An 11,974-nucleotide genomic window follows, 5' to 3' on the forward strand; every position below is an offset into this window, starting at 1 on the left:
AGTGTAGGCGCGGGGAGGGAGGGGAGGAAGCGGTGGGTGGTGGGCGCCCACCCATCACGCCACAGCCTACGCCCTTGGCCGTCGCCGCAGAAGGAGCCATGCAGCGATCACCAGCCACCCCGTGGGGCCCGTCGGCGAGCCGCTCGTGCCGCAGCCGCCGCTCGTCGGTCCTTCGCCTTTGGCGCCGGTATCCCCGCCTTCCCCTCCGTCAGCACCGCCGCCGCCCTCACTGCCGCCGCCTGCGCCGCCGTTCCCCAGGCACACGCCCGACTGGCACGTCCCCAGGCTGCAAGGTGTCCCGTCGGGCTTGGCTGCGCTCCCGCAGCCGGTTTGCGGGTCGCACGCGCTCGCCTCGTGGCATTCGTCCGGCGCCACGCAGACCAGGGGGTTCCCGGTGCACAGGCCGCTCTGGCAAGCATCCGCCTGCGTACAGAGATTGCCGTCGTCGCACGGGACGCCATCCGGCGCCGGTCCATCCGCCGGGCATGCGCCCATGTCGCCGGAGCAGACCTCGGGCGCATCACAGGTGCCTGTCGCCGCGCGGCATTCGGTCCCGGCCGCGAGAAGGGTGCATTGGCCGATGGAGCCAGGGACGTTGCAGGCCTGGCAATCGTCCGTCGCCCCGTCGCCGCACGCCGTATCGCAGCAATGGCCGTCGACGCAGAACCCCGTCGGACAAGTGTCCGCCGATGAACACGCGGAGCCCGCGGGGCCCGTGTAAAGGAGGGCCCCCAGGGCCACGGTGCTGCCTGTCACAAAGCCGCCCGCCACGAGCACACGACCGTCTTGCAAGAGCGTGGCCGTTTGCCGGTATCGCACGCCGTTCATGGATACCGTGCCCATGAAATCACCGAGGTGGAGGCTGTAGAGCTCTGCGGTCGCCAGAGCCCCGCCCACCGTCCCCGCGCCGCCCACGAGGAGGACGTACCCCGTCGGCAGGAGCGTCGCCGTGTGTTGCGCCCGCGCGGCGAGCATGGGGGGGAGGGTCGACCATTTGCTGGTGGCCCGGTCGAAGACCTCGGCGGTCTTGAGCGCGACGGTCCCGACGCCATAACCGCCGGAGATCAGCACCTTGCCGCCCGGGAGCGCGACGGCCGCGAACGACTCCCGGGCCGTCTCGAGGGGCGGCAAGCTGGACCAGGTATTCGCGGACGGATCGTAAATCTCGGTCTCCGCCAGGTGGGTTGCGGAGTTGCCGACGCCACCGGTGACGAGCACCTCTCCGCTCGACAGGAGCACCGCGGCGTGGCTCGCGCGGGCGAGCGCGAGCGGCGCCGTGGGTTGCCACGTGTTCGTGGCCGGATCGAAGACCTCCGCGCTCGCCACGCGGGTGGGCGTACCGGTGTTGAGCCCGGCGGTGATGAACACCCGGCCGTCCTGCAGCTTCGTGGCCTGGTGCCTCGTCCGCGCCGTGCTCATGGACGGCAGCGTCGTCCACGTCGCCGTGGCGGGGTCGTAGGCCTCGACGGTCGCAGAAGAGGCGCCGCTGAGCCCCCCGCCCGTGACGAGGACACGCCCATCGTCGAGCAGGTTCGCCGTGTGGAAGGCGCGCGCGTTGACCATCGACGCTGTGTAGGACCATTGGTTCGTGACCGGGTCATAAAGCTCGGCCGATTTGCCGGTCGTGGTGACGCTCGAGCCTCCCACGACCAGGACCCTGCCGTCCTGGAGCAGCGTCGCCGTGTGGAGATCGCGCCCGGCCTGGAGCGAGCCTGCCGGCGACCACAAGGGGTCGATGAGCAGCGCAGAAGCAAAAGGCGCATCGACCATCAGATCGATGAAATGGCCCCGCGCCACGAGCCGCACGGCGACCTCGCCTCCGCCTTCGGCGTACGCCACGGGGGCGGTCACCTGGATGCGCGCGTGGCCCTGGCCGTCGACGATCTGCACGGCATGGGCGGCCTGCCGGACCTCGGCGCCGTCGATTTCCCAGGTCGCCACGGCTTCACCCGCGCGCGTCGCTCCGGGCTCGACGTGGAGCCACTCCTCGAGGCCGCCGGCCGCGAGCGTCCAGAAGGATGTGCCCCCGGCGCGACGATAGGCAATGGCGCGGTCCGCCGGCGCGGCCTCGCCCTCGCGCCCGAGCTCGCGGACGTGAAAGGAAAAGCCGCCGGGCAAGGACATACGAAGGGGCTGATCGGATGCCCGTGGCAGCTCGACGCCGAGCGCGCCCCAGTGGGCTTCGCCGGGAGCCGGCAGGCCCCGGACGAATGCGCCGTCCCGCGCGGCGAAGAGCTGCTCGGCTTCGAGCACGGGACGGGAGCGTTCGGGGAAACGAAGGCGGAGACGCGTGGCTTCATGAGAGGCGGTCGGCTGGGAATGCGCGAGGCTTTCGAGCGAGCCCTCGTCCGGGTTGCTTTCGCTGCTGCAACCGAGCCCTCCCAAGGGCGCGCTCGCAACCGTCGCAGCGAACACCATGGGGGCGAGGTGTTGGAAGGATGGGCGGAGGTGCATGCGTACGGAGATCCTGGTTGATGGTTGGCTGTCTGCGTAGGTTGCCACGCTACAGGAAGTTACGACCCGGAGGAAGATGAACGCTCACGACCCCCCTTTCAGTCCAAGTTCGTCTCCCAATCCTCGAAGGGTGGCTCTACGACGTACGCCGCGTCCACGTAGCTCCGGATGTACTGGGCGGCGTGGTTCTCCGCCTGCTTTGCATTGCGTACGACGCCCTCCTCGTCCAGCTCGAGCACGTTGACGAAGAGCGCGCACGTCATCTCGACCGACTCTGTTATATGCGACTCCATGAACGGTATGTCGATTTCATCGATGTTGCGTAGGCGCCCGCTCGTGCTCCTCGTCGGGGCCTTTCTTTCCCTCGGAGGCACGCGTGCCCTGGCGTCCCCCGTCCCCGTGGCGCAGTTCAATTGGACCCAGCAGCAGAAGCTCTTCATCGAGAACCCGATGGTCGGCGATCTCGCCGCGCAAGCGATCGGCCTCTCCGGCGATGTCATCATCGTCGGCGCGGCCGAGGCCGACCTCAAGGGGAGCCGATCCGGCGTGGCGCAGGTCTTCGTGCGAGCGGGAGGCTCCTTCGCCCCGACGCAGACGCTCTCCCCCGACGACGGGCAGCCCGACGACTATTTCGGCCACGCGGTCGACGTGGACGGCGATATCGCGATCATCAGCGCAGCCTTGGACGACGACAATGGGTTGAACAAAGGCTCGGCCTATGTGTACGCCCGGAGCGGGGGCGTCTACACGATGCAGCAGAAGCTCTTGGCACCTCCGGCGACCCTCGGCAGCTACGCATCCACCGTGGCCGTCAGCGGGACGACGATCCTCCTGGGGGGCGAGGGCAGCGGAGGTTTCGTGTATACCCAGAGCGGCTCGACCTGGTCGCTTCAGCAGAAGATCGCGCCGGCCGACCACGTCACGACGCATTTCGGCAATGCCGTCGACCTCTCCGGCGACACGGCCATCATCGCGGCATTCGCGGATCCCACGATGAGCGTCGATGGTGGCTCGGCCTCTCTCTATGTGCGCAGCGGCGCGACCTGGACGGAGCAACAAAAGGTCTTCCCGTCCGATCCGACGGTAGGGCAAAACTTCGGGTATTCGGTCGCCATCGACGGCGATACGGCGGTCGTGGGCGCCATCGGCGACAGCGAGAAGGGGACGTGGGCCGGCGCGGCGTATGTCTTCGTCCGCAATGGCGTCACGTGGAGCCAGCAGCAGAAGCTCGTCGCGAGCGACGCGCAGGAGAGAGCGCAGTTCGGGTGGGGCGTCGCGGTGCAGGGGGACAGGGTGCTCATCGGGACCCCCACGATGAAGACGGCCGTGACGCAGCCGGGAGCGGCGTACGTCTTCGAGAGGAGCGGCGGCGTCTGGACCGAGGCGAACAAGCTCACGGCCTCGGACGCGGTGGCGGTGGAGAACAGGTTCGGCTGGTCTTGCCGTCTCGACGGCGAGACGGCGGTCGTCGGCGCGCCCAGCGATGCAGAAAAAGGCGGCTCCTCGGGCGCGGCGTACGTGTTCGCGATGGAGATGGGCGGGTCCGGTGGAATGGGCGGGGCCGGCGGAATGGGCGGGGCCGGCGGCGCGGGTGGGTCCGGTGGAATGGGCGGGTCCGGCGGAATGGGCGGGTCCGGCGGAATGGGCGGGTCCGGCGGAATGGGCGGGTCCGGCGGCGCTCCGTCGACGGAGGAGAGCGGCTGCGGCTGCCGGATGGCCGGCGCGGAGCGAGGCGGCGGGGCAGCATGGTTGCTCGCGCTGGGAGGGGTGGTCCTCGCCGGGAGTCAGCGGCGCGCGCGCTCCCGGAGCATTGTGCGGCGGGGCGACGGCTCGACGTTCTAGAGCGCCGAACAGTTCGGCGCTCTGCGAGATCGCGAAGCGAGCTCGCCTCGGGGGGTGAATCGGCCGGGCTCCGCCTGGCCGAGAGGGGGACGCGAGGCGTCCCCCTAGGGACGAAAGAAGCCTAGAACATCGAGCGGTTGTCAAACCGATCGATGTTCTAGGCGGCCCCCACGCAGCCCGCGCTCCTGCCCTCCAGCGACCTTCGCGGTTCGCGGCCGGGCTCGGTCTGGCGGGTCCGCGAAGGCCATTCAAAGCAAGACGCGTGGGCGTGATGCGGGACGACCTGGCCCCGTGACGGTGACCTCTCGACGCCCGTCGCCATCGCTGCGGACGGCCGACTTGCGGCCCTCGGCGAGCGGCTCAACGTTCGGTCATGACGGGACCGAGCGGCGCGCGGAAAGAACCCTGCGCGGCGCGAGGGGACCACACGCGAGGGGGGCCGACGATGACCCGACAATCGAGAAAGCCGAGAGGAGACTGGGAGCGTCGAGGGATCATCTCCCTGGGTTTGATCTTCGTGGGGCTGTCGTTCGTGGCATGCGACGAAAGCCTCGGGCAACGAGCGCGTATGGGAGGCGCGTGCCCGCCCGGGGAGATCTGCTCGGAGCAGACGCCGAGGGGCCTGGTATTCTTTGGCGCGCGGACATTCAACGATGCGGAAGCCAATGAACGCCTCGCCACGGCCCTTGGGGGCACGCAGACGATGTTCCTCCGCTACCCGGAGCCGCCCTATGATCCCTTCGTGGCTGGCTTCAAGGCGATGCTCGTCGATTCCAGGGCTGCCGCGATCGAATCGAGTGGCGCCGCCTCGGTCGTCCTGCGAGGTGTCTCCGAGGGCCAATCCTTGCTGCGACTCCTCGAGCCAGGGACGAACAAGCTACTCGACCGGTACGCGATCAAGGTTGCGCCCGTCGCGCGTGTCGCCCTGCTCCCGCGGGAGCTTCGGGAAGAGGATGCGGACGTCGTGCGCTGGAAGGTGCTCGCCGGGAACCCGGCCTTGCTCGGGGTCCTGCTCTTCGACCCGAATGACCACCAGCTCGTCGACGAGGGGCTCGAGGTGCGCGCCCACGCGGCAGAGGTCTCGCGGCATGCGTGGGATCTCTTCCAGGTCACGGTGGTGATCTCGGGGGAGCGGGTGCTCCTCACGATGCGGGCGGGCGACCGTTCCTTTGTCTCCAACGTGGAGGTCGCCTCGTCGGTCGACGCCATCGCCCTGCGATCCCCCGCGGCCCCGGAGGAGGGGCGCCCCATCGAGATCAAACGCGGAGCGCCCGGCACGCAGCTCTGCTTTCGCGCAGCCTCGAACAGCACCACGGTGGTCGGGGCGACGTGGGAGTTCCGCCCGTCCGAGACCGTCTCGATCGAGCGTCCGGAGCCGCCGTCGGGGGAGGAACTGTTGAATACGCCGCTCTGGACGACGCCGGGCTGCGTGACGCTCTCCGGGAGGGAGGTCGGACCCGCGACGCTCGGGGTCACTGCGAGCAGCCACTTCGAGATGTTCAAGCTTCTCGTGGTCGAATGACCCCTGGAGGGTCCGATGAAATCATGGCTCACGGTGTTCGTCGCGCTGGGCTCGATCGATCGGCCCGAGTCATCGAAGGCTCCGACGTAGATCGGTTCCGGGTGCGTGGGCGTGAACGAATACCCGATGGTGCCAGCGCTCTCGCATGTGGCCGGCTCGTCGTGGCTCGTCGTGGTGCGTGACATATCGACGGTATCGACTTAAGGCACGCTCCGGATGACCGTCGCGTCGCGGAGAAGGCGCGAAGACCCGCCGCAAGAACCAGGTCGCGAAAGCCACGCCCGTGTCGAGCGACGGCACGTCATCGCCTCGCGCGCCCTCTATGCGCTTCTCTCCTCCACTGGCTCGTGGTACAGGTCCCTACCACGATTGGGCAGTATGTGCTGCCACAGTGGATGAGGTGTTATGTCTGGACTCGTATCTTCGTGTCCGAGGAAGTCTCGTGCTCGGATTCGGCGCGGCCTGTGGTCCGCGCTCGTTGTCTGTATCGTCGCGCTCGTGGCGTCGTGCTCTGCCCGCGATGCGGAGCTCTCGTTGCAGGAGAGCACGCCTCCGGAGTCTGTGCCCGCGCGCGCGTCGGCGAAACAAACGCAGGTATCGGCGCCGTTTGATCTCGACGGCGTCATGCGGCAGGTCCATTTCGCGTTCCGGAAGGACGGCGAGCGCTGGACGGGCGGGCACACGACCTACGGCGTGCGCGCCTCGACCTCGGCCTTTTCGGTCCGGCCCGCGTCCGCGGAGGTCGAGGGGGCGGAGGCCACGTTCGAAACCGTCGCGATGACCCGCGGCGCGGCCCGGAATCTCCGCGGCGTGGAGGGGCGCGTCGAGAAGGATGGCCACCTCGCCGTCGCGCGCGGCGAGGTCACCGAGCATCTGCGGAATGACGACGAGGGCGTCGAGCAGAGCTTCTCGTTCGAGGCGCGGCCGGAAGGGCGGGGCGACCTCGAGATTCGCGTGCGCGTCACGGGCCAGGCGTACGCGGGCGAGACCGCGGCGGGGCACCATTTCGTCGATCCGGCGACGGGCCTCGGGCTTCGGTATGGCCTGGCCACGTGGATCGACGGGCGCGGGGAACGGACGGCGGTGCCGGTGCGGTATACGAAGGCCGAGAGCGAGCTCGTCTTGACCGTGCCCGCGGCCGTCGTGGAGGGCTCCGCCTATCCTGCGGTGCTCGACCCGACGATTGGGCCGGAGTTCGGCCTGGATGCGCCGATTTATTTCCCGGTGTCCACGGCGCAGTCGTCCATGCAGGTCGCCTTCGACGGGACGAATTGGCTCGTCGCCTGGATTGACTTGCGGCAGCTCAACAAGATCAGCGGGCAAACGATCGTCGGCGTCCGCGTCACGCCCGCAGGCGTGATCCTCGACCCGGGGGGCTTCGAGATCGGAGCCGGGATCAGCCTCGTCGCCGGCTACAATAGGGCGCTCGCTGTGGCCTTTGCAGGCACCCACTACCTCGTCGTGTGGGCGACGTATGCTTCCGAAGGGCTCGTCTATGGCGTGCGCGTCACGCCGAACGGCGTCGTGCTCGACCCGACCCCGAAGAAATACGGGAGCCATTCCAGCGGAATCAGCGCGGTCGACGTGGCCGCCGGGGACACGAATTCCCTCGTCGTATGGGCGTCGACCGACGGGAAGGTGCAAGCCGCGCGCGTCGACGCGACGGGCACGGCCCTCGGCAGTTCCTTCACCGTCCTGCCGAGCACGGGCAAGGTCGAGTCCAACGCCGTGGTGGCGTCGAATGGAACCGACTTCCTCGTCGCGTGGGAAGACACGCGAAACAACGCCATCGCGGACATCTACGGCGCGCGCGTGACCGCGGCTGGGGCCGTGCTCGATCCGACCGGCTTTGCGATCTCGCTCGGGGCGCAGACCCAGCTCCTCCCCTCCGTCGCCTCCGACGGGACGGACTACTTCGTCGCCTGGGAAGACGGCAGGTGGGGAAACAAAGATATCTACGGCGCGCGGGTCACGTCGTCAGGGGCCTTGCTCGATCCGCTCGGCATGCAGGTCTGCATGAACGCGGGGACGCAGGCGGCCCCTGACGTCGCGTTCGACGGCAGCCAGTACGTCGTCGTCTGGAGCGACAATCGCGCCGGCAGCACCTCCGACATCTGGCAGGGGCGAGTCTCGGTCGACGGCGCTGCGCTCGACGGCACGGGGACCCCGGTCGCCGTCGCCACGAGCTCGCAGTTGCGGCCGAGCGTCGCGTGCAACGGCGGCGCTTGTTTCGCCGCCTGGGAAGACCAGCGCGCCGGCGGCAGTGCGGTTGCCTATGGCGCGCGCTTCACGGGGAGCACGGTCCACGAACCGCTGGGCCTGCTGCTCCTCTCGGCCGCCAACCAGCAGGACGCGCCCTCCGTCGCCTACGACGGCACGAACTATCTCGTCGTCTGGCAGGACCTCCGCACCAACACGAACCTCGACATCTACGGCGCGCGGGTCTCGCCGGACGGTGACGTGCTCGATCCCTCGGGCATCCAGGTGTCGGCCGCGACCGGCGATCAGTCCTCCCCGAAGGTCGTTTGGGGCGGCAGCCAGTACATGATCGTCTGGGAGGACAAGCGCTCGGGGACCTATTACGACGTCTATGCCGCACGCATGACCGCGGCCGGCGTCGTCAGCGATCCCAGCGGGATCCCCCTCGTCGCCGTCGCCAACCGGTATGAACAAGCCCCGCTGCTCGCGTTCGACGGCACGAATTACCTCGTCATCTGGCAGGACAATCGTGCGAGCGCCTCCTCCTTCAGCCTCTACGGCGCCCTGCTGACCCAGGCCGGCACGCTGCTCCAGCCGACCGGCTTCATGGTCGGGTCGTTCGGCGGGACCGGTTTGACGCACGCCTTGGCGTTCGGCGGGGGTCAATACTTCGCGGCATGGATGGCTCCTGGCAGCTACGGCGGGGGCCTGCGAGGTGGGCGCATCACGACCGCCGGGGCGCTCCTGGACAGCACGTCGGGGGTCTCCATTCGGCCCAACACCCCCACCGGCGGCACCGTCGCGGCGGCATACGACGGTCTGAACTTCACCGTCGCGTACAGCACGGGACGCGTCTTTTTGGCCCGCGTGACGGCCGCCGGGGTCCTCATCGACACCCTCGACGTCGAGCTGTCCCCCAATGCCCAGAGCAGCACGCCTGCCATCGCCTTCGACGGGACCGATTGCCTCATCGTCTGGCGTGACGGGAGGCACGGCGCCAATGGCGCCATTTACGGGAGCTGGGTGACCGAGGCCGGCGACGTCCTCACCCCCGGCGGCCAGCCCTTCGCGGGCAATGGCTCCATGTTCCACGGTCGGCCTGCGCTCGCGAGCGACGGCGCGGGGCACCTGCTCCTCGCTTATACGAAAGGCGACACCGCGCCGCCCTTCGGAAGCAACCGCGTCCGCGCCCGTCTCCTCACGACCTCGCAGCCCCTCGGCGCGGCCTGCTCCGCGTCGACCGATTGCGCGAGCGGCTTCTGCGCGGACGGCGTCTGCTGCAACACGAGTTGCGGCGGCTCGGCGCCCGATTGCCAGGCTTGCGCGGTCGCGCTCGGCGCGTCGGCCGACGGCACCTGCACGCCGCTCACGGGCGCGACGTGCGACGACGGCAATGCCTGCACGCAAAGCGACGCCTGCGACGCGGGCGCATGCGTCGGCGCCGATCCGGTGGTCTGTACGGCTGAGGACGAGTGCCACGACCCCGGGACCTGTGATCCGGGGACGGGCACCTGCGATAACCCGACGAAGGAGGACGGCGAATCCTGCGCGGGTGGCACCTGCACGAGCGGGGTTTGCGAAAGCAGCAGCGCCGGCGCGGGCGGCAGCGGCGGCGGTGGCGGCAGTGGCGGCAGTGGCGGCAGCGGCGGCAGTGGCGGCAGCGGCGGCAGTGGCGGAAGCAGTGAATCCACCGCTTCGGGTGCGGGCGTGAAACCAGGCGAAGGCGGCGAATCCGCCCTGGCCTCTGGCTCGGCCACCTCCGTCGGCTGCCAGGCCTCGGGCGCGCCCGCGACCGGGACGCCGATCGCCGCGCTGGTGATCGCCGCCGGGCTCCTCGTGCGTCGACGCGCCCCTCGCGCCGCCGCGACGCGTTGTCCTCCCGCGCCTGATTCGCTCCGCCTGAATCTTTCCGCGCGAGGGCAGGAGACGCCCCACGTCAAGCCTCGACACAGAGCCCTCGCGTATCCCCTCCGCTTCTCCTCGCTCGCCCCCTCGCTCGGCCCATCCCCCCTCCTCGGCGATCGCACAGCCGTCCGCGCTAACCCATCGTTTCCATTCTCCTCCGCATCCTACCTTCGCGAGTTTGTAGACCCGTCCCACACGATCGCTCTACCCTTGCGAGACTCATGGGCGACTCCAGGCACGGTCGGGGTGGGGCGATGGGCAGGGCGCGATGGATCGCAGCGCTTGCCCTGGCCCTTCCTTTGGGCCTCGGGTGCTCCTCGGGCCCCCCGGCGACGCGGTTTCTCGTCGAGGTCGCAATCACCGCGAAGGCGAACCGGAATTCGCCCGTCCCCATGACCATGGTCGCGGTGCAGGACGCGAAGCTCTTCGACCAGATCATCAAGCTCACCGCCAAGCAGTGGTACGAGCAGCGCGAGCAGATGCGCCGGGATTTCCCGAGCGGCACCGCGTTCACCGAGTGGGATTGGGAATTCGTCCCGGGCCAGGCGCCCCCGCCCATGGTCGTCGAGGTCGACGGCAAGGCCGTCGGCGCCGTCATCTTTGCCAATTATCGCTCGCCCGGCGATCATCGCTTTCGAATCGGACCGCAACGCCGGATGCGGGTCGACCTCGGCGACGACGACCTCGTCGTGAGCCCCCTCGATGCTCCGGAGGAATGACATGAGCGCCGACGACATTCCGCTCGCGATTCAATGGCATGACGGGATGCTCCTGTCGCCGCAGCACTTCCAGGAGGCCGATCGCAGGTCCGAGCGCCTGCTCGCCTACCACCTCGGACAGGCCTCGCCGTACCACCACGGCATCGTCTCGCTGAAGCTCGCCGAAGGCACGCTCGGCAGCGGTCTCCTTCGTATCCAGCAGGTCGAGGCCATCATGCCCGATGGCACCCTCGTCCATCACGTCGGGGGCAAACACGATCTCTCCGTCGATCTGCGCCCCCAGGCCGCGCTCGTCCGCGACGCACCCGCCACCGTGTACCTCGCCGTCCCGCGCGCGCAGGCGGCCGTCTCCGCCTCCGCCGCGGACCTCGCGCGCCATCGCTCCGCCGAGGGCGCGCCCGTCGTCGACGAACACACCGGCGAGGATCCCCTCGAGATCCCGCGCATCGCGCCGAGCGTCCGCCTCCTCGTCGCCGCCGAACCTCCGCCGCGCCTCGTGTGCTTGCCCATCGCGCGCGTCCGCCTCGAAGGCGAGGCGTTCGTCTCGACCGGTTACATCCCGCCCACCCTCGGCGTCGCGCCTGGCTCGGAGCTCGACGAGATGTGTCAACGTCTTGCCGGTCGTCTGCGCGAGAAGGCGATGCGCCTCGCCGAGAAGGCGAACTTCCTGTCGCGCACCACCGATCGCGAGCTCATCGGCGAGGTGCGCCGCCAGATCCAGTGCCTCGTCGCGGCGCTCCCTCCGTTCGAGACCGTCCTCTACTCCGAGCGCCCGCACCCGTTCTCGCTCTTCGTCGCGCTCACGGGCCTGCTCGGACAGATCTCGTCGCTCGCGCGCACGCCCGTCCCGCCGCTCCTCCCGAAGTACCGGCACGACGACCTCCGCGCGACCTTCGAGAACGCCCGCGACCACATCTTCCGCATGGTCGACGAGGGCATCATCGAGTCCTTCACGGCCTACCCGTTCGATCTCAAGGACGGCAAGTACAACGTCCTCTTCCAGCGCGAGTTCCGTACACGCGCCCTCGTCGTCGCCGTCCGCGTGCAGCGCGGCGTCCGCGAGGATCAGCTCCTCAACTGGATGAACGGCGCGCTCATCGGCGCCCCGGCGCGCCTCCGCACGATGCAGGAGAGCCGCATCCTCGGCGCCGGACGCAAGCGCGTCGAGCGCAACGGCGATCTCGTCGCCACGCCCGGCATCTTGCTCTTCGAGCTCGAAGAGCAGAGCGTCTACCTCGACCCGGGCGAACCGCTCACCTTGTGCAACACGGCCGATCCGACGGGGCAGAGCGGGCCCTCCGAGGCGGTCCTCTACGTGAAGAGCGGGTAGGGG

General features: G+C 69.3%; 7 protein-coding genes. 5 read left to right on the plus strand and 2 right to left on the minus strand.

What is annotated here, in order from left to right:
- Positions 1–66 precede the first annotated feature (66 nt).
- Positions 67–2,253: a tRNA wybutosine-synthesizing protein 4 beta-propeller domain-containing protein gene (locus POL67_RS08135; RefSeq protein WP_271916529.1), complete on the minus strand. Its 2,187-nt coding sequence runs from the start codon at positions 2,251–2,253 to the stop codon at positions 67–69.
- Between the two features lie 299 nt (positions 2,254–2,552).
- Positions 2,553–2,828 carry a DUF7677 family protein gene (locus POL67_RS08140; RefSeq protein ID WP_444547422.1) on the minus strand — a complete coding sequence of 92 codons (276 nt, stop codon included), beginning with the start codon at positions 2,826–2,828 and terminating at the stop codon, positions 2,553–2,555.
- Between POL67_RS08140 and POL67_RS08145 the strand changes: the two genes are divergently transcribed.
- From POL67_RS08145 to tssK, 5 genes are all read left to right on the plus strand, one after another.
- Positions 2,770–4,296 (plus strand): FG-GAP repeat protein, encoded by a 1,527-nt coding sequence (locus tag POL67_RS08145; RefSeq protein ID WP_271916531.1) that lies wholly within the window; start codon positions 2,770–2,772, stop codon positions 4,294–4,296. The two genes, POL67_RS08140 and POL67_RS08145, sit on opposite strands and share 59 nt — an antisense overlap.
- Positions 4,297–4,741: 445 nt before the next feature.
- A complete protein-coding gene (locus tag POL67_RS08150) occupies positions 4,742–5,818 on the plus strand; it encodes a hypothetical protein (protein WP_271916532.1) in 1,077 nt (358 codons plus the stop codon).
- Positions 5,819–6,316: 498 nt separating this feature from the next.
- Positions 6,317–10,318 (plus strand): hypothetical protein, encoded by a 4,002-nt coding sequence (locus tag POL67_RS08155; protein ID WP_271916533.1) that lies wholly within the window; start codon positions 6,317–6,319, stop codon positions 10,316–10,318.
- Positions 10,315–10,641 (plus strand): hypothetical protein, encoded by a 327-nt coding sequence (locus POL67_RS08160; RefSeq protein ID WP_136936127.1) that lies wholly within the window; start codon positions 10,315–10,317, stop codon positions 10,639–10,641. The genes POL67_RS08155 and POL67_RS08160 overlap by 4 nt, the downstream gene beginning before the upstream one ends.
- Before the next feature lies 1 nt (position 10,642).
- Positions 10,643–11,971 (plus strand): type VI secretion system baseplate subunit TssK, encoded by a 1,329-nt coding sequence (gene tssK, locus POL67_RS08165; protein ID WP_271916534.1) that lies wholly within the window; start codon positions 10,643–10,645, stop codon positions 11,969–11,971.
- The last annotated feature ends 3 nt before the right edge of the window (positions 11,972–11,974 follow it).

Origin of the sequence: Polyangium mundeleinium, assembly GCF_028369105.1 — a bacterium.
GTDB classification, from domain to species: domain Bacteria; phylum Myxococcota_A; class Polyangia; order Polyangiales; family Polyangiaceae; genus Polyangium; species Polyangium mundeleinium.